The following is a 19,175-nucleotide window of genomic DNA, read 5'->3' on the forward strand; positions in this document are numbered from 1 at the left end:
ATGGTTGGTCCCATTTCATCGTCTATTGGGCACATATATTGTAATAATTGGCTCATATCCTCCTTGATAAGACCCATATATATGGTAACCGGGCTCATATCTTCTTCACACGACTACTTAGAGCGAGTTATTTCAACCATCAAGTCGCCAGGATGATAGTAAAAAGCTCACTGAAAAACTCCTCCAACAGATAGGTAAACAAGTATCCTAGCCACATGAGCTAGCTGATTATTTTTTCATACACGCTATTCAGAAGGGGAGTCTACCTTACGTAGCATGACTTCTGAATACTTCATCATCCATATTCCTTCTGGGTACTGAATTCTTTCAAACGGCTGATTTTCTTTTCCATTCAAGTTATTCACGATATATTGCATAAAATTACAACCCATTTCATGCGCATGAAGATAGCCTGCTCCAAACCGCGGATTGATTTCTGAGATAAAATACTTCCCATTCCATTCAAAACAATCGATATCCAACGGTCCGGTAAACCCTGCCGCTTCAACAAACGATGTAATCAGAGACAGCAACTCTTCATTGTTCACTGAAATCGATTTATCGGTTGCACCATTCACCATTTCAAACTTCTCTTTCATAAATACATCGACTAACTGACCATTCATCAAGTCTATATAGACATCAACGCCAAATTCTCTGTCTTTCAGATACGGCTGAATAATCGGGTGGTCTATTTTTTCAACCGCTTCTCTTAGTTGCGTTTCATTTTCTACATACCAAATACCTTCACTGGCTTTTCCGTCAGCTGGCTTCACTATGAGTGGATAATTAAAATCTCGTTCGTTCAGTAGTTTTAACGTCTCTTCCACTGTCGAAAATGTTGGGACTCCTGGGTAGCCTAGCTGGTCAATGTACTGATAAGTCTTCAATTTATCCGTGCACACATCGACCAAATCTTGATCACTCGTCACGAGTTTCACGCCGATATTATCCAAGACAGATTGATTCTTCACAAGCTTCGGTACCTCTTCTTCAATCAGAGGAATGATAGCGTCAATCTCTTTTTGTTTACAGGCTTGAATAATGGATGACATATAGTTCTCGTCATCAACCGGCTTCAGTAAGACATGATCATCTGCTGCAAATAAAGCCGGAGAATAGGGGTCCGAGTCACCTGCAACGACTTTCCCGCCTGTGGATTGAATCGTTTCTTTTATATATTGAATCATTTTTACCCTTGATCCGGTTGAACAAATAAGTATATTCATGTTGCATCACCCTTTTTTGGTGTTATATTCAACTCACTTTATCTATGTACTCGTTTCTCATGAAAGTTAAACCTCAACGAATTTGATAACCAACCGTATCGTAGGACCAAGGACCTTACCTTCTGGCGCTAATTTCTAAGACATGTGCTTCTTTACAATGGCGAAAGACTCATGTTGTTTAACGGCTTGGTTTCATTTGAATGAAATTTATACTTTTTGAAATAAAAAATCCCTTGCTTTTCAGCAAGAGATTTTTTTCATTTTTTTATGCTTTTTTGGCACGTTTCTGATCACGTTCACGTTCGTTTTTATTCAAGATTTTCTTACGGAGTCGCACTGAATCTGGTGTAACTTCGCAATACTCATCGTCGTTCAAGAACTGAATCGCTTCTTCTAAGGTTAGCTGTCGTGTACTACGGATATTCACGGTATTATCTTTGTTCGCTGAACGAACGTTTGTGAGAGCTTTTTCTTTTGTAATGTTAACCGTCAAATCATTTTCACGGTTATGTTCGCCTACAATCATACCCTCATAAACTTCGGTTCCTGGCTCAACGAAAATCGTACCACGATCTTCCAATGCCAAAATACTGTAGTTTGTCACTTTTCCACGTTCCTGTGCCACAAGGACACCTGAGCGTCTTCCACCTACACGTCCGGTAATGAACGGTGCGTACTGATCAAATGAATGGTTAATGATTCCATAACCATGCGTTTGTGTCATGAATTCAGTGGAATATCCAATCAATCCTCGGGATGGTACGTTAAACTCTAACCGAACTTGACCATTCCCTTGGTTTTCCATGTTTCGCATTTCACCTTTTCGCTCACCCAATGATTCCATGACCGCTCCGGTGTATGCTTCCGGTACATCAATTTGAACACGTTCCATCGGTTCACATTTCACGCCATCAATTTCTTTGATAATAACTTCTGGCTTGGAAATTTGAAGTTCATAACCTTCGCGGCGCATATTCTCAATCAAAATGGACAAATGCAATTCTCCACGCCCAGAAACCTTCCATGCATCAGGTGAATCTGTCGGCTCGACGCGTAAGCTGACATCCGTCTCTAACTGCGTCAAAAGACGTTCTTCAATTTTACGAGAAGTGACGTGCTTTCCTTCTTTTCCGACAAACGGACTATTGTTCACGACAAAAGTCATCTGCAAGGTTGGCTCATCAATACGTGGAACAGGTAGTGGGTCATGATGATTCTGGTCACAGACCGTTTCCCCTACATTCAGATCTTCAACGCCGGCAATTGCAACGATGTCGCCTGCTTGCGCTTCTTGAATCTCTGTTCGTTTCAAACCGAGGAAGCCAAATAATTTTGTGACACGGAAATTTTTCACTGTGCCGTCTTTTTTGATTAGAGAAACACTGTCGCCCACTTTGATACGTCCACGGAAAATTCGCCCGATACCGATTCGGCCGACATAATCGTTATAGTCGAGCAATGTAATCTGGTATTGTAATGGCCCGTCTATATCTTGTTTCGGTGCTGGGATGTGGTCCATAATGGTTTCAAACACAGGGTCCATTGTCTCTTGTAGTTCATCTGATTCGGTTCCAGATGTACCTTGAAGCGCTGATGCATAAACAACCGGAAACTCCAATTGTTCGTCGTCTGCACCTAATTCGATGAATAGGTCAAGAACCTCGTCAACGACTTCATCCGGACGAGCATTCGGACGATCAATTTTATTCAATACAACAACTGGTTGAAGCTTTTGCTCCAATGCTTTCTTTAACACAAAGCGTGTCTGTGGCATACAGCCTTCATAGGCATCGACCACAAGAAGCACCCCATCAACCATTTTCATGATCCGTTCGACCTCGCCACCAAAATCGGCGTGTCCAGGTGTATCCATAATGTTGATTCGAGTATCTTTATAATTAATAGCCGTATTTTTAGCTAAAATTGTAATTCCACGCTCTTTTTCAATGTCATCGGAGTCCATGGCACGTTCATCAATGTGCTCATGTTCTTTAAATGTTCCTGAGTAATGTAGTAACTGGTCAACTAACGTCGTCTTTCCGTGATCGACGTGTGCAATAATTGCGATATTGCGGATATCTTTTGAGACTTGCATATCATTCCTCCTAGTTCTTTTCAACTTTTCTATTTTACCACAATATGTGGTGAATACCTAATAATCAAAATTATTTTTTTATGTGAATGACAAATCTATTTAAAGTGTTTTCCTGTTGACACTCTTATATGCTTATTTTCCACACTCTGAAGCTTTTAACACGTATCAATTTTGAATGGCAATTTAACGCACAAAAAAAACCGCCGATTGACGGGTGGTTGGACGCGTTCGTCGAGCGGTTGGACTCATTCGTTGAGCGGTTCGGCGCGTTTGTCGAGCGGTTGGACGCGTTCGTCGAGCGGCTGCAACCGTTTGTTGGGCGGCTCCACGTGACTATCAGGGCGGATGGATAAGTTATTGCACAGCCGCCAGATGTCCGCCAAAATCATTATTCTCTCATCTTTATGACTCCTTCATTTCCGTCAATAACGGATAGACGGCTTCGACGCCATTCTCAGCAATCTGGCAAGCAATTCCCAATGGCGTTTCCCAAAATGATTCAGGTATGATTGGGTTTTTAAGTGCTGCAGGTTGAAATAGTGATTGATATACTCTTTGAAGATGTTTTCTTGTCAACTGACGATCAATTTCCATCTCACCACGCGCAATCAAAAACAAATAACGCATCGACTGAAAAATGTTGTCACCTGGCATAAACGTAAATTCTTTAAAAAGATATAACTGTCTCTCCGCTTTCTCAGAGATTGCTTGATTGATTGCCAAGTCATCCAGTCGTTCATACAGTTGGCGATGGAGCATTTTAAATACACGGCGTTTTTCTTGCTGCATTATTTGATCGTCATACAATTCTTTCAAGAAATCGAACGCTTCTTCCCTTGTCCACTCCACCTTTTAGACCTCCTCACTTATCAGTCATCTTTCTTTTCAAATTTAACTTCATCATTTTCCACGACTACTTCTAAATCATTTCCGTCGAAAAACCAAGCATCTTTTTCATCCACTTGAAAAGTGATCTCTTTCTTTTCAACGATTGTTTCCGGTGTCGGTGCCGTTTCTAACCCCATACCGACTGAGAACCCTTGTTGAAACGCACTGTCTCCTCCGTATTTTGGAAAAAACCTGACTTGATCTCCTGCTTCTAAGTCCATTTCTTCTATTAACCAATCAACTGCTTCATCGGTGATATAAATTTGCATGGGTTAGCCTCCTTCAATATATTCAGTGTATCGAATGTTCCCTCTAGTAACAACAAAATAACGTGTTGAAAAATTCAATCAATTGATTTACGATTGCTTTAAATCGATAAAGTGAGGACAGTTAAATGAATGAAGAAAGAATAGGCATCCTATATGGATTTTCTGCATATTTGCTTTGGGGATTCCTTCCACTCTATTGGAAGCTAGTTGAATCCGTACCTGCATGGGAAGTTTTAGCTCACCGAGTCATCTGGTCGTTTGTCTTTATGCTTTGCTTCATTCTGTTTATCCGACGGTGGCAGCTATTCAAGGAAGAATCCAAGTATGTTTTTTCCTATTGGAAAAGATGGCTTGGCATTTTAGTTGCTTCCATTCTAATTAGTTTAAATTGGGTAACCTATATCTGGGCTGTCAACGCTGGGCATGTTTTAGATGCGAGTCTTGGCTATTATATCAATCCACTGTTCAATGTCGTCTTAGGTATTCTTTTTTTACAAGAAAAATTATCACCTTTACAATGGATAGCCGTTTTCTCTGCCTTCATCGGCGTTAGCTTCATGACGGTTCATTTTGGTTCGGTTCCGTGGGTGGCAATCGTTCTAGCGATGACTTTCGGATTGTATGGGTTTTTGAAAAAGGTCGCTGACTTGAATCCGATATTTGCGTTAGGAATTGAAACGATGTTCATCACTCCTATTGCTCTCATTTATCTTTCCGTTATCGAATGGAATGGCGCGGGATCGTTTTCTTTCGATTTAATAGGACTCTTTTTATTTGGAACGGGTGCCATCACGGCAATTCCACTATTATTGTTCGCCCAAGGAGCGAAACGAATTCCTCTTTCGTTAATCGGCTTTTTGCAATACCTTGCCCCAACGATCATGTTACTGATCGGTGTGTTCTTACTCAATGAAACCTTTACATATGTTCACGCTGTAACGTTTCTATTCATTTGGGTCGGCTTAATTCTTTACACGTATGAAAGATATCGGGGAAAGCGCCAACAAAGAGCCTTAACGACATAACTAAATATGAAAACCTTTGAGGCGGTTGTGAATGCATCCCCTTCTTCATTTTCCCTATTTAAAGATTACTTACACTAACCCTGCCGAACACTATTTTTATAAACACAAGAAAGCGCTTACAAAAATATGTTATACTATACAAAAAGGGTACGAGGAGGAGTTTTTCATGAAACGAAAATTTGAAACAGAAGTCATCCATCACGGTTATGATTCAAAAGATTTTCTTGGCAGTTTATCCGCTCCTATTTTTCAGACATCAACGTATACATTCGAGTCCGCTGAACAAGGAGAGCGTCGATTTGCGGGTGAGGAAGAAGGCTATATTTATTCACGGCTTGGAAACCCGACAGTTAACATATTAGAAGAGAAAATGGCTTTGTTGGAAAACGGCGAAGCAGCTTTAGCATTTTCATCAGGAATGGCTGCGGTTTCTGCTGTGTTAGTCAAGCTGACGAAAGCAAATGATCACATTCTATGTTCGAAAGGGATATATGGTTGTACATTTGGTTTGTTGGATATGATGAATGAAAAATATCAAATTAGTTCGGACTTTATTTCTATGGAATCCGAAGAAGAAGTCGAAGCAGCAATTCAGCCAAATACAACGTGTATTTATATCGAAACGCCAATTAATCCGACGATGAAAATCATTGATTTAGAAATGGTTGACCGTGTCGCTCGCAAGTATGAGATCCCTGTTGTCGTTGATAATACATTCTCTTCACCTTATTTACAGCGACCACTAGATTTAGGTTGTGACATCGTCATTCATAGTGCAACGAAATATATTTGTGGTCATGGTGATGTGATTGCTGGAATTGTTGTCGGTAAGAAGGATTTCATTAGTGATGTTGCAATGACGACGCAAAAAGATATAGGCGGAGTCATTTCACCTTTCGACGCTTGGCTATTATTAAGAGGGTTGAAAACCTTGCCGCTTCGGATGGATCGCCATTCTTCCAACGCTGAAAAGGTTGTCGAAAAGCTAAAGGAACATCCAAAAGTGAAGAAAGTATTTTATCCATTTGATCCAGACAATCCCGATTACCACATCGCTAAAAAACAAATGAGTCAAGGTGCCGGCGTCATTTCATTTGAGATTGATGGCGATAAAGCAGAGGCTCAAGCATTGTTAAATCGATTGACCTTTATGAAAATTGCCGTCAGCTTAGGCGACGCTGAAACAATTATTCAACACCCTGCGACCATGACACACGCAGTCATCCCTGAAGAGGAACGATTGAAAATGGGTATAAGCAATTCACTGATCCGGATGTCTTGTGGATTAGAAAATTGGGAGGACATTTGGGAAGATTTACAAGCAAGTTTAAATCATGTTGGCGAACACGCTCATACTTCATAAATAAATCACGGGGGGACTCATAGTCAATCTATGGGTCCTTTTTTAGATTTATTCAAGACAATCGATTGTAGCGCTTCAGTGTTATTTCGTGTGACTTCAGGGTTAATTTCCGAAGCTTCAGTGTTTATTCGTGCGGCTTCAGGGTTAATTTCCGAAGCTTCAGTGTTTATTCGTGCGGCTTCAGGGTTATTTCGCGTGGCTTCAGGGTTAATTCACGGACCTTCAACATTATTTCGCGAGGCTTTAACGTTAAAGAAAAATCCAATAAAAAAACGTTCGCCACAAAGCGAACGTGTCTTATCCTAATATTTTCTGGATGTATTTCTGTGTTTCTTCAAACGGTGGCACGCCGTTATGGCGGTCAACGTTTCCAGGACCTGCGTTATAGGCAGCTAGGGCAAGTGTGACATCCCCATCATAGCGATTCAGCATATCTTTTAAATAGCGGACGCCACCTTCTATATTTTGTTTCGGGTCAAATAAATCTGTAACGCCTAAGCTTTGTGCGGTAGCAGGCATCAGTTGCATTAAACCAGAAGCTCCAGCGTGGCTGACTGCGTTCGGGTTAAAGTTAGATTCGGCATGAATGACACGCTTAATCAATGAGATGTCGACATTGAATTTCTCTGCTGCTTGTTGGATTAACTCCTCGAATCGGCTCGCCTTCTGGTCACTTTCATTCATCGTTGGAATCGGTGTCGTCTGATGTGTATACGGCAGTTGACCAACAGCGAATACAGATTGTTGAGAACTCGGTTGATTTAAGTAAAGCGATTGGTTGCTACTTGGTTGCATATATGTAGAAAAAAGTTGCTGAAATAATTGACCGGTTGACGTGTGATTTCCCGGTTGATTGACCGAAGAAAAATGATTCGTTCTGGAAGTTGCCTGACGATAATTCATCATCATTTCAAATAGTCGAGACTCTAGCATGGTCTTCACTACCTTTAACTAGTTAATACTTCTATCATACCACAAATACAAACTTCATTCGCCACCTTAATACATTTCTTAACAGACTCACTTTCTCATTCATGAACGCTAAATTTTAACGAAATATATGATATATTTAACGTAGTCATAGGAGGTATGAAAATGGTTCAACCGACAAAAGAGTACGCTGAAAAATTAGATCAACAAGATGCTTTACGTGATATGAAAAAAGAATTTTATGTGCAAGAAGATCAAATTTACTTAGATGGAAATTCTTTAGGATTAATGCCAAAACGCGCAGAAGATACATTGAACGAGGTCATTGATTCTTGGAAGAATTTTGGCATTGATGGCTGGTCTGAAGGGAAATACCCTTGGTACTATTTATCTGAAAATCTAGGAAAACAAGTGGCTTCATTGATTGGGGCCAAACCAGAAGAAGTCATCGTGACGGGTTCGACGACAACGAACTTGCATCAACTTGCTGCTACTTTTTACCGACCTGAAGGAAAGCGCACAAAAATTTTAGCAGATGAGTTGAATTTCCCTTCTGATATTTATGCATTGCAAAGCCAGCTTTTATTGCATGGTTATGATCCTGACGAGCACCTCATTCAAGTGCAGAGTGAGGATGGCCGGACGATTGACGAAGACAAAATTATTGAATCGATGAGTGATGAGGTTGCGTTGATTATTTTACCGACAGTCCTTTATCGAAGCGGTCAACTATTAAATATTGAAAAGGTGACTAAAGCAGCGAATGAGCGTGGGATTCCTATTGGCTGGGATGGTTGCCATTCGGTCGGCGCGATTCCACATCATTTTCATGATCTTGATGTAGATTTTGCGTATTGGTGCCATTATAAATATGTCAACAGTGGTCCTGGTGGTGTTGCCGGTTTATTTGTTCACGAAAAACATTTGGACAAGCGCCCTGGCCTGACGGGGTGGTTCGGTTCGGATAAAGACCGTCAATTTGATATGGAGCATACGTTTACAAAAGCTCACACGGCTGGTGCTTACCAAATTGGAACGCCGCATATTTTCAGTGTCGCCCCATTGATTGGATCCTTACAGCTATTTGAGGAAGCCGGCGGAATTGAAAAAATTCGTGAAAAATCATTGCAACAGACTCGTTATATGATGGCGCTTGTTGAAGAAAAATTAATGGCTTATGGTTTCGAGCTTGGGAACCCAGTTGAAGATGAACATCGTGGTGGCCATATTTGTTTGGAACATCCAGAAGCCGCAAGAATAGCGAAAGCCTTAAAAGAACAAAACGTGATACCTGATTTCCGCGCACCGAACGTTCTGCGGGTTGCGCCAATAGCGTTTTACACGTCTTATGCCGATATTTACGAAGCGGTTGAACGATTGCAGTTTATTATGGAAAATGAAACATATAAAGCTTTTCCTAACGAGCGTGGAACGATTGCATAACGATTCGGATACAGTTTAGAGGAGGAATTCCATGATTATCGATATTTCTAGAAAGTTGAATGCCCATACACCGACATGGCCTGGAGACAGACCTTTTTCTTATGACCTAACATGGTCCAAGGAAGAGACTGGGTCCGTTAACGTCGGTCAAATCGCATCAAGTTGCCATACAGCAACACATGTTGATGCTCCTTTCCACTTTAATTCGCATGGAACGACAATCGATCAATTGCCACTTGAGTTGTTCATTGGAAGAGCAAAAGTTGTTGATGTTTCCACTAAATGGATAATTAAACCTGAGGATTTAGCTTTCGTCGATTTTTCACAGACGAAGCGGTTGTTGTTAAAAACCAACGCATGGTCGGACCCATCCACTTTTCCAAAAGAAATTCCCCAGTTAGATCCGAGTTTAGGGGAATACTTGAATCGTCACGGGGTGGAATTGCTCGGTGTTGACTTGCCTTCTGTTGACCCATTAGACAGTAAAACACTCGATATGCACCATGCATTGGAAGAAAATTATATTCATATTTTAGAAGGGCTTGATTTGTCTGCAGTCGAGCCAGGTGATTACCGGTTAACCGCATTGCCACTATTCATCGAAGGTGCGGATGGAAGCCCTGTTCGTGCGATTTTGGAGACCATCGGCCAATCATAGCGTCGTGCGTAAACTCCATAGTTCTGGGAAGAAATAGTGGTCAAGCACTTGTTTCAAGTAACCGACACCCGAAGAACCGCCTGTTCCCTTTTTGTGGCCAATGATCCGTTCAACGGTTTTCATGTGCCGGAAACGCCATTGTTGAAAAGCGTCTTCAATATCGACTAATTTCTCGGCTAACTGATATAAGTTCCAGTAACGTTCCGTGTCGCGGTACACTTTTTCCCAAGCACGTTGCACACTTTCATTGACTTCATAGGAATTTCTGACATCGCGTGTCAAAACTTCTTGATCAATTTCAAAGCCTTCTTTCTCCAACGCTTTAATACTGACATCATAAAGACCTGGTGCTTCATAAGCTTTTTGTAAAGTTTTATGAAGTTCTGGGTCTTTTTCATAAATTTTTAACACATGTTTTGTTTTATAACCAAGTGCAAATTCGAGCATACGATATTGATAGGATTGAAATCCGGAAGCTTGGCCAAGATAATCACGAAACTCCATATATTCAGAAGGCGTCATTGTCGCAAGGACGTCCCACGCTTGGATAATCTGTCGTTGAATGGAAGATACGCGAGCCAACATTTTAAACGATGGTTGGTAGGCTTCTTGCTGTATCGCCTCGATTGCTGCATTTACTTCGTGAAGTGCTAACTTCATCCACAGTTCACTTACTTGGTGGATCACGATAAAAAGCATTTCATCATGGTGGTCAGATAAACGGTTCTGACTCGTCAAAATAGAATCCAATGATAAATAATCACCATAAGTCATTCGTTTTTTAAAATCTGTATGAATCTCTTTCTCGTTTTCAAACACCATATCGTTCGCCTCCTTCTTCTGTTTATTTTATCATACTGTATAAGAAGAGATATTGTCGGTTCAATCAGTTGAATTATAATAAAGTCTATTGGTAAACTAGGATTAAAGCTTATCAAAAGAAAAGGAAGTGAATCAGCATGCGAGTTGTAAATAATATTGCCGATTTAATCGGAGATACACCGCTTGTCAAATTGAATAAATTAAGTCCCGAAAATGGTGCGGATGTTTACGTGAAGTTGGAATTGTTTAATCCAAGTGGAAGTGTAAAAGACCGGGCAGCCTTTAATATGATCCTTGAAGCTGAAAAAGCCGGTCACTTAAAAGAAGGTTCAACAATTATCGAACCGACGAGCGGAAACACAGGAATCGGGCTTGCGATGAATGCTGCAGCTCGTGGATATAAAGCAATTTTGACAATGCCTGATACGATGACAAAAGAGCGCATCAATTTATTGAAAGCCTATGGCGCTGAAGTTGTTTTGACACCAGGTGATGAAAAAATGCCAGGGGCTATTGAAAAAGCGAAGCAACTCGTTGAAGAAACACCAAATAGCTTTATGCCAATGCAATTTGAAAATGAAGCGAACTCAGATGCTCACCGAACAACAACAGCTGTAGAAATTCAAGAAGCAATGGAACAGCTAGGTAAGCCTCTTTCCGCTTTCGTTTGTACATCGGGAACAGGTGGAACAGTCACCGGAACAGGTGAAGAGTTGAAAAAAATGTTCTCTGATGTGACCGTGCATATCGCTGAACCAGCTGGCTCCCCTGTTTTGACTGGTGGAAAGCCAGGAAAGCATAAATTAGTCGGAACAAGCCCAGGGTTCATTCCGCCAATTTTAAACCAAGATATTTACGATGAGATCATGTTAATTGAAGACGATCAAGCATACGATACGACACGTCGCTTAGCGAGTGAAGAGGGCATTTTGGTCGGTCCATCTTCAGGTGCTTCTGTGTATACCGCCATTGAAGTTGCTAAACGGAAAAATCCTGGTGAAGTCGTTGTCTGCTTAGCTCCTGATACAGGAGAACGTTATCTTTCTGGTGATTTATTCGATTTTTAATAAAAGCTAATAACGTAGGCTATACCTCTCAGCAAACTATTTGCTGGGGGGTTTTTTCGTTCCCCGGGGGACAGTGAGCAAATCAATCGACTCGGTTTGCATTGTTTGCTATTATTTAGATAGTCGAAAGAAACGGGTATCGAAATAAAATGAAAGAAGGATGTACATTGGATCAAGACAAACAAGCAAAACGGAATTTGGCGATCATGTGGTTCGCCAATTTTTTTATTGCTGGTAGCATGACGATGGTAATGCCGTTTCTATCTCTTTATATAGAAACATTCGGTAACTTCTCAGAAACCTATGTACGTAATTGGTCTGGTTGGGTATTTGCCATTACATTCTTAACAGCATTTGCCTTCTCCCCTTTTTGGGGACGATTCGGTGACAAATTTGGCAGAAAGCCAATTTTAGCCATTATGGGATTCGGGCTCGCCGGTAGTATATTTTTGATGGGAATCGTTGATTCAGTTCTCCAACTGTTCATTCTGCGATTTTTCATGGGTGTTTTTGCAGGCTTCATATCAACATCGCAAGCATTAATTGCTACACAAACCCCGAAAAACATCTCTGGTCGAGTCTTAGGTACGCTTCAAACAGGGAACGTTACAGGAACATTGATGGGACCACTACTTGGTGGCATGCTTGCCGATACGGTCGGCTTCTCACAGGCCTTCATGATTACTGCTCTCATCATGTTGATTTCCGGCTTTCTCGTAACGTTCGGTGTGAAAGAGCAGCGTGTAGAAGATGAAGAGTCCACAAAAACATCCTATACAAAAAAAGAAGTGCTTCAGCACATTTTCAGCAAACCGATGTTGATCATGGTCATCGTCATTTCCATGTTCATTCAAATCGCCCACTTTTCTGTCCAGCCAATTTTGGCACTCTATGTGAGTGAATTGAATGGACCTGCGAATTTGGCCTTTATTTCTGGGATTGCTTTTTCCATCACCGGACTGGGGAATTTGCTGATGACGAGAAAATGGGGAATGATTGCAGACAAAGTCGGCTATGAAAAAATCATTATTCTTTTGCTCGTATTAGCTGGAATTGTCTATTTGCCAGGCGCCTTTGTTACAGAAGTTTGGCAACTTGTCATTATCCGGTTTTTACTCGGTGTAACTTTAGGTGGAATTATGCCTGTTCGAATGGCTTATATTCGACAAGCTGCACCGGTTGCCATCCAAGGAGAAGTTCTTGGTTATAGCACAAGTCTCCGCTTCCTCGGAAACGTCATCGGCCCCGTGCTCGGTGGCGTCGTCGCCGGCTTCTATGGCATCAGTTTTGTATTTATCATAACTAGCGCACTTCTTATTCTCAGTGGCTTTGCTTTACTATTCACGAAGTGGAAAGAAAGCGAAGCAAAATCCAAAAGTACTGTTCGAGCAAGCACAAGACTTCGTAACCAAAATAACTAGTCTTTCAAAAATAGCTCCATCCTCATATCGGGGGTGGAGCTTCTTTTTATGTGTCCTAAATTTTGATACTTTCTCTGCAATCGAACGCTCCACTCCCCCTCTCATTTTTTCGGGTCAATCAAACATTTTTTCCGCTAACTATCCTTATTCTCTCCTCAATTTTTCTATGAAAATTTATCGAAAAAAGCATAAAAATCGCCGATAATCCTCTATAAAAAACCGCTTCAACCCTTGCTATAAAAGCGATTTACAAACTCTTAACGATTTCTTTACATGAACTTTACAGACATTTCTAAGAATACGAACTATGATGAATTTGTAAGACGAATAAAACATATCCAGAGGGGGAGTTTTACAAATGAAGAAATCACTCAAGTATTTTATTTTGTCAGGATTCGTATTATTGCTTGTTGCATTAGCAGCTTGCGGAAGTGATTCAGAAGAAGAAAGCGACGCTGAAGAGGTTGATACGTCAGGCTCTTCAGACGAAGAATCAGCTACAAACGAAGACATTGAAGGTAGCGTCGTCGTTGATGGTTCAGGCACGGTTTATCCCTTAATGGCCTTACTTGCTGAAAATTACATGACGAATGAACAACAAGGCGTTTCCGTTGAAGTAGGTCGCGCAGGAACGAGCGCAGGTTTTGAGAAATTTTTAATTGAAGACGGAACAGATTTCAACGATGCGTCTCGACAAATCAAACCGGAAGAAAAAGAGAAAGCTGAAGAATTGAATATTGAAGTGAAAGAACTGAAAGTCGCCCTAGACGGTTTAACCATCGTCACACATCCAGAAAACGATTGGGCAACGGAACTTACAGAACAACAAGTCATCGACATTTTCTTAGCCGATGGCGGTATTGAAACTTGGTCTGATGTTAACGCTGATTGGCCGGATGAGAAAATCCAAACGTATGGTCCAAATGAAAACCATGGAACCTATGAATTTTTCTATGAAGAGATCATGGGTGAGCAAGATTTAAGAGATGATGTCAATTTACAACAAGAATATTCTCAGTTAGTTAACTTAATCTCAGAAGACAAAAACGGCATTGGGTTTTTCGGCTTCGGTTACTACGATAACAATAAAGATCAAGTACAAGCTGTCAGCATTGACTTCGGAGATGGCCCTGTTGAACCATCTTTAGACACGATTGATGAAAATGGTGATTATGCAGGATTTACCCGTCCAGTGTTCACTTATTTGAATATGAACCATGCAAAAGAGAAACCACAAGTACTAGACTATGCGATTTACGTAATGAATACAGTAAACGATGTAGCAGGTGAAGCTGGTTTTGCTCCAATTCCGGATGAAGAAGCTGAACAACTAAAGTCTGAATTGGAAGAGCTAAAGTAGAAGAATCTTAACTGATTAATAAATTGTTTTACCCCCATTGATTGAACGATGAGAGGCAACTGTTCCCTCTCATCGTTCCCATCTTTTTTTTCGATTGGAGGTTCATCATCATGACGACAAAAAATGTGTCCGTTAACACTGCAAACCTTTCAACGAAGCAGTTAATGAAAGAAAAGAAATCAACAGCTTCATTTAAAAATGTTTTTGAAAAAATTGTTCCCACTATCTTATTTTTATTCGCAGCTGTGTCCGTGCTAACGACAATTGCTATCTTGTATACACTCATCACAGAAGCTGTCCATTTCTTCCAACGTGTATCGTTGACGGAGTTTTTCACGAGTACAAATCTTAAACCGTTAAGTCAAAACCCATCCTTTGGGTTGCTACCATTATTAAGCGGTACGCTCTTGTCCACGATGATTGCCATGGTCGTCGCCGGACCTATTGGCTTGATGGCTGCGATTTACTTAAGCGAATATGCGAGTGATCGCGTCCGTAAATTATTAAAACCGATGCTGGAGTTGTTGGCTGGAATTCCAACAATCGTTTATGGGTTCTTTGCTTTTACTTTCGTCACTCCATTACTACGATCCATATGGCCAGAAATCGAATTGACGAATATTCTAAGCCCTGGTCTTGTCATGGGAATCATGATTATTCCAATGGTTGCTTCGTTATCGGAAGACGCAATGACTTCCGTTCCGAATACAATGCGAGAAGGCGCTTATGGATTAGGCGCAACGAAGTTAGAAACGGCAATCAAAGTCGTCATCCCTGCAGCCATTTCCGGAATTGTTGCGTCATTTGTCTTGGCAATCTCAAGAGCGATTGGTGAAACGATGATTGTCACGATTGCGAGTGGTAGTACGAAAAATTTCTCTTTCGATGTTACAGAATCGATGCAAACGATGACTGCGTATATTGTTGAAGTCTCCAGTGGTGATGCCGCAGCAGGAACGACTGTTTATTACAGTATTTATGCTGTTGCTCTGACGCTATTTACAATGACATTTTTAATGAATTTACTCGCCAAAAAAATAGCCCGCCGTTTCAGGGAGGAATATTAAAATGCAATATATCGATCGTTTACAAGTAAGGAAGAGAATTAATTTTCGCCTAAGGCTTAACAGTATTCTCAAATATGTTTTTCTTGGAGCTACTCTCTCCGGCTTAGTCGTATTGGCAATTCTATTAATACGCACTGTTTCACAAGGCTTCGCTTGGATTGATTGGAACTTTATAACAGGGCATTTATCCATGGACCCTGAAAAAGCAGGAATTATGGGTGCAATTCTCGGAACGTTCTGGTTGATGCTAGTCGTCATTTTTTTCACCTTAATCCTAGGTATGGGTGCTGCCATTTACCTTGAGCTGTATGCGAAGAAAGGGCGAGTTCATTCCTTGATTCAAACCAATATTGCCAACCTTGCAGGTGTACCTTCCATTGTTTATGGAATTCTTGGACTGACCGTGTTTGTTCGATTGATGGATTTTGGCAGTACGGTATTGGCTGGTGGCTTGACTTTATCCCTGCTCATTTTGCCAATTGTCATTGTTTCTTCTCAAGAGGCTTTGCGTGCTGTCCCTCAAACACTTGGCGAAGCATCGTATGGATTAGGTGCCAGCAAATGGCAAACCATTCGAAACATTGATTTGCCAACCGCGTTGCCGAGTATTTTGACAGGTTCCATTCTTGCTTTATCACGTGCAATCGGAGAAACAGCACCACTTGTCGTATTAGGTATTCCTGCATTACTGATTCCATTTCCAGGTGGATTTATGGATCGGTTCACAGCGCTTCCGATGCAGATCTATTACTGGACATTGGATGCAGCACTCGTTGAAGAGTATGCTAATCTGGCTGCTGCTTCCATCATCATCCTGTTGTTAATGCTGTTTATCCTAAATTCAATAGCGATTTACATTCGTAATAAATTCCAACATCGTTTTTAGAAAGGAGACCAATGTATGGCTGTTCAAACACAATTATATGCTGTTCCGGAGATTGAAAAGAAAGAATCAAAGGAACAGAATGAATTGGAGAATGAAAAGATATTTGAAACCAAATCTTTAAATCTATGGTACGGAGAAACGCAAGCATTAAAAAATATTGAGCTTGAAATCCCTGAGAAAAGTATCACAGCGATTATCGGTCCTTCGGGCTGTGGGAAGTCAACATTTATCAAAACCTTAAACCGCATGGTTGAACTCATCCCCTCTGTTCAAACGAAAGGTGATATCCATTATAAAGGAAGTAATATTTTAAGTAATGACTATTCAGCCGAAGCTTTGCGTACAGATGTCGGGATGGTATTTCAGAAACCAAACCCATTTCCGAAATCCATTTATGATAATGTGGCGTATGGACCACGAATCCACGGAATTAAGAAGAAGAGGATTCTCGATGAGATTGTCGAAAAGAGTCTTAGGGACGCATTCATCTGGGATGAAGTAAAAGAACGTTTAAAGGACAATGCTTTTGGTTTATCTGGAGGTCAGCAACAACGATTATGTATTGCTCGTTGTCTTGCAATTGAACCTGAAGTCATCTTAATGGATGAACCTACTTCTGCACTAGATCCAATCTCTACAACAAAAGTAGAAGAACTTATCCAATCATTAAAAAAACAATATAGCATTGTGATCGTCACACACAATATGCAGCAAGCAGCACGTATTTCCGATCAAACAGCCTTCTTCTTAAACGGTGAAGTCGTTGAGTTTGGTAAAACCGAAGAGCTATTTACCGAGCCTGAAGATTCCCGAACAATGGATTATATCAACGGTCGGTTCGGATAATATCCAACCGAGTCCATTTTTCAACCGCTCATGAAGCTTTTGCTTTATGGGCATTTTGCATTGCAATCAACTTTAAGTTAGAGGGTACATTTTTTCCGTATCATCTATTTGTCAATATAAAGTGAAACGTGTAAAATAATATTATTCGTTAGTTAAGCATCAATTTTTCAGACTTAGAAAATGATACGTTAACCGATTAATTCGTCATTTTTCCCGTCTGTAGAAATCTAGCTACACATACCAAGGGGGAAGAACGAAATGAAAAAAGTTTTAATTATGGCTGGATCCGATACAAGTGGCGGTGCAGGTATTCAAGCAGACCTGAAAACAATGGAAGAACTAGGTGTGTATGGGATGACCGCTTTGACAACAATGGTTGCGCAAAATCCTGAAAACTGGGCGCACGATGTCTATCCGATTGAGATTGACACTGTAAAAGCACAGCTTCGCACGATCTTGGATGGTGTTGGTGTGGACCTAATGAAAACAGGGATGATTCCAACAACTGAGTCCATTCAATTGGCAGCAGATACCATCGATAAATATAATCTTGAAGCTGTGGTTGATCCTGTCTTAGCTTGTAAAGGCGTCGATGAACCCGTCCATCCAGAGAATGCGGTTGCTTTACGGGAGATCCTTGTTCCAAAAGCCACCATTACAACACCGAATCTTTTCGAAGCTAGTCAATTGACAGAAATGCCTTTATTGAAAACGGTTGATGATATGAAGGAAGCAGCCAAGAAAATTCATGATCTTGGCGCCAAAAATGTTGTCATTAAAGGTGGCTCGGATGTAGACGAAAACAAAGCTATTGATGTTTTTTACGACGGCAATGAACTCATTGTGTTAGAGGGCGAAGTCATTAAGCCTTGTTATACACACGGTGCAGGCTGTACTTTTGCCTCTGCCATAGCCGGCTCTTATGTGAACGGCAAGTCTCCGCTTGAAGCTGTTGAGTTTGCAAAACAATTCGTTTATCACGCGATCAATGGTGCAGAAAAACTGAATGAGTACGTCGGTTCTGTTAAACAATACGCAAACCGTAAATAATATAACGAACTGTTCTTAAATGAAAACATTTAAGGGCAGTTTTTTTATGAATAATTCCACGCTGAAAGAACCACCTTATGATTGTACTTTACACAAAGGAGGATTCTTTCATGCAACAGCAACAAAATCCGAACAGCCAAATGCAAGATTCGAGCAACTTAGCTGCAAACAAAAGTCATGGCGCACATGAAATCATGGATGTTCATGAAACGTTGTCCACACTCACTGGCACACTGGAGCACTATAAAATGTACCAACCGAACATTCAGTGTGAACAGCTGCAAAGTATTTTATCAAGACAAACTCAGTTCCTGAATCAATTGTATAACACGATGGTCAATACGTATCAATCCGGAACGCGTCCACAGCAACCAACCACGACGTATAACTTTGAACTTTCAAATGATGTCACATATGGCCTGAGTCCTAGCCAACCAACGCAACCACAGCAATCTCCTCAATCATTGAATGAGCAAAATTACTCAAGTTATATGATGGGGCATATTAAAGCATGTGCGACAGCATTTACGACATCTGCATTGGAAGCAACGAACCCGGTTATGCGCCGCGTCTTGCAAGATAGCGTACCGAACTTGTGTGAAATGGCTTATGAGTTATTCTTGTATCAAAATGATCGGAACTACTACCAAGTTCCTCAATTTGATGATCAATCGATGACACAATTACTGAACAGCTTCACAACTATACCGAATCCTCAGCAACACTAATGTAAAAAGATGATAGGATAAAAGATAA

Annotated in this window: 20 protein-coding genes; 14 read left to right on the plus strand and 6 right to left on the minus strand. The window is 40.9% G+C overall.

From position 1 onward, the window contains the following. Nucleotides 1-245 precede the first annotated feature (245 nt). Nucleotides 246-1,229, minus strand: coding sequence for an ATP-grasp domain-containing protein (locus KQ486_RS02155; protein ID WP_216686644.1), 984 nt, complete (start codon nt 1,227-1,229; stop codon nt 246-248). A 265-nt stretch (nt 1,230-1,494) separates the two neighbouring features. Continuing rightward, on the minus strand, nt 1,495-3,324 hold the full coding sequence (typA, locus tag KQ486_RS02160; protein ID WP_216686645.1) for a translational GTPase TypA: 1,830 nt from the start codon (nt 3,322-3,324) through the stop codon (nt 1,495-1,497). Nucleotides 3,325-3,452: 128 nt separating this feature from the next. Between typA and KQ486_RS02165 the strand changes: the two genes are divergently transcribed. Beyond that, entirely contained in the window at nt 3,453-3,677 is a 225-nt protein-coding gene (locus KQ486_RS02165; RefSeq protein WP_216686646.1) for a hypothetical protein, read from the plus strand. 49 nt (nt 3,678-3,726) lie between these two features. Here the strand turns inward: KQ486_RS02165 and KQ486_RS02170 are convergent, their stop codons facing one another. After that, nucleotides 3,727-4,173 (minus strand): hypothetical protein, encoded by a 447-nt coding sequence (locus KQ486_RS02170; RefSeq protein ID WP_216686647.1) that lies wholly within the window; start codon nt 4,171-4,173, stop codon nt 3,727-3,729. A 20-nt stretch (nt 4,174-4,193) separates the two neighbouring features. After that, entirely contained in the window at nt 4,194-4,481 is a 288-nt protein-coding gene (locus KQ486_RS02175) for a HesB/YadR/YfhF family protein (protein ID WP_212369231.1), read from the minus strand. A 125-nt stretch (nt 4,482-4,606) separates the two neighbouring features. Here KQ486_RS02175 and rarD point away from each other — a divergent pair, with 125 nt between their 5' ends. From rarD to KQ486_RS02190, 3 genes are all read left to right on the plus strand, one after another. After that, the gene (gene rarD, locus KQ486_RS02180; RefSeq protein WP_212369228.1) at nt 4,607-5,506 is read left to right on the plus strand and encodes an EamA family transporter RarD; all 900 of its coding nucleotides are present in this window, start codon (nt 4,607-4,609) and stop codon (nt 5,504-5,506) included. A gap of 166 nt (nt 5,507-5,672) precedes the next feature. Further along, nucleotides 5,673-6,869, plus strand: a complete 1,197-nt coding sequence (gene megL / locus KQ486_RS02185) for a methionine gamma-lyase (RefSeq protein ID WP_216686648.1) — start codon at nt 5,673-5,675, stop codon at nt 6,867-6,869. A 30-nt stretch (nt 6,870-6,899) separates the two neighbouring features. Beyond that, entirely contained in the window at nt 6,900-7,175 is a 276-nt protein-coding gene (locus KQ486_RS02190; protein WP_216686649.1) for a hypothetical protein, read from the plus strand. On the opposite strand, the gene KQ486_RS02195 is transcribed toward KQ486_RS02190, so the two are convergent. Beyond that, nucleotides 7,167-7,802 (minus strand): lytic transglycosylase domain-containing protein, encoded by a 636-nt coding sequence (locus KQ486_RS02195; RefSeq protein WP_246569103.1) that lies wholly within the window; start codon nt 7,800-7,802, stop codon nt 7,167-7,169. The two genes, KQ486_RS02190 and KQ486_RS02195, sit on opposite strands and share 9 nt — an antisense overlap. Before the next feature lie 156 nt (nt 7,803-7,958). Here KQ486_RS02195 and kynU point away from each other — a divergent pair, with 156 nt between their 5' ends. After that, the gene (kynU, locus tag KQ486_RS02200; RefSeq protein WP_375713315.1) at nt 7,959-9,242 is read left to right on the plus strand and encodes a kynureninase; all 1,284 of its coding nucleotides are present in this window, start codon (nt 7,959-7,961) and stop codon (nt 9,240-9,242) included. 31 nt (nt 9,243-9,273) lie between these two features. Then, on the plus strand, nt 9,274-9,900 hold the full coding sequence (kynB, locus tag KQ486_RS02205) for an arylformamidase (protein ID WP_216686651.1): 627 nt from the start codon (nt 9,274-9,276) through the stop codon (nt 9,898-9,900). On the opposite strand, the gene kynA is transcribed toward kynB, so the two are convergent. After that, nucleotides 9,895-10,722 (minus strand): tryptophan 2,3-dioxygenase, encoded by an 828-nt coding sequence (gene kynA / locus KQ486_RS02210; RefSeq protein ID WP_216686652.1) that lies wholly within the window; start codon nt 10,720-10,722, stop codon nt 9,895-9,897. The genes kynB and kynA overlap by 6 nt on opposite strands. Before the next feature lie 137 nt (nt 10,723-10,859). On the opposite strand from kynA, the gene cysK reads away from it, so the two are divergent. From cysK to KQ486_RS02250, 8 genes are all read left to right on the plus strand, one after another. Then, complete coding sequence (cysK, locus tag KQ486_RS02215; RefSeq protein ID WP_216686653.1) at nt 10,860-11,789, plus strand: cysteine synthase A; 930 nt, start codon at nt 10,860-10,862, stop codon at nt 11,787-11,789. Between the two features lie 167 nt (nt 11,790-11,956). Continuing rightward, nucleotides 11,957-13,210 carry an MFS transporter gene (locus tag KQ486_RS02220; RefSeq protein ID WP_375713316.1) on the plus strand — a complete coding sequence of 418 codons (1,254 nt, stop codon included), beginning with the start codon at nt 11,957-11,959 and terminating at the stop codon, nt 13,208-13,210. A gap of 358 nt (nt 13,211-13,568) precedes the next feature. Next, nucleotides 13,569-14,570: a PstS family phosphate ABC transporter substrate-binding protein gene (locus tag KQ486_RS02225; protein ID WP_216686655.1), complete on the plus strand. Its 1,002-nt coding sequence runs from the start codon at nt 13,569-13,571 to the stop codon at nt 14,568-14,570. A 164-nt stretch (nt 14,571-14,734) separates the two neighbouring features. Then, nucleotides 14,735-15,637, plus strand: coding sequence for a phosphate ABC transporter permease subunit PstC (pstC, locus tag KQ486_RS02230; protein ID WP_375713319.1), 903 nt, complete (start codon nt 14,735-14,737; stop codon nt 15,635-15,637). Between the two features lies 1 nt (nt 15,638). After that, nucleotides 15,639-16,523, plus strand: a complete 885-nt coding sequence (gene pstA, locus KQ486_RS02235; protein WP_216686657.1) for a phosphate ABC transporter permease PstA — start codon at nt 15,639-15,641, stop codon at nt 16,521-16,523. Between the two features lie 15 nt (nt 16,524-16,538). Next, a complete protein-coding gene (gene pstB / locus KQ486_RS02240; protein ID WP_216686658.1) occupies nt 16,539-17,369 on the plus strand; it encodes a phosphate ABC transporter ATP-binding protein PstB in 831 nt (276 codons plus the stop codon). A 258-nt stretch (nt 17,370-17,627) separates the two neighbouring features. After that, nucleotides 17,628-18,419 carry a bifunctional hydroxymethylpyrimidine kinase/phosphomethylpyrimidine kinase gene (thiD, locus tag KQ486_RS02245; RefSeq protein WP_144161263.1) on the plus strand — a complete coding sequence of 264 codons (792 nt, stop codon included), beginning with the start codon at nt 17,628-17,630 and terminating at the stop codon, nt 18,417-18,419. Between the two features lie 110 nt (nt 18,420-18,529). Continuing rightward, nucleotides 18,530-19,147 (plus strand): spore coat protein, encoded by a 618-nt coding sequence (locus KQ486_RS02250; RefSeq protein ID WP_216686659.1) that lies wholly within the window; start codon nt 18,530-18,532, stop codon nt 19,145-19,147. The last annotated feature ends 28 nt before the right edge of the window (nt 19,148-19,175 follow it).

It is taken from the genome of Allobacillus halotolerans, assembly GCF_018967645.1.
Classification (GTDB): Bacteria; Bacillota; Bacilli; order Bacillales; family Alkalibacillaceae; genus Allobacillus; species Allobacillus halotolerans.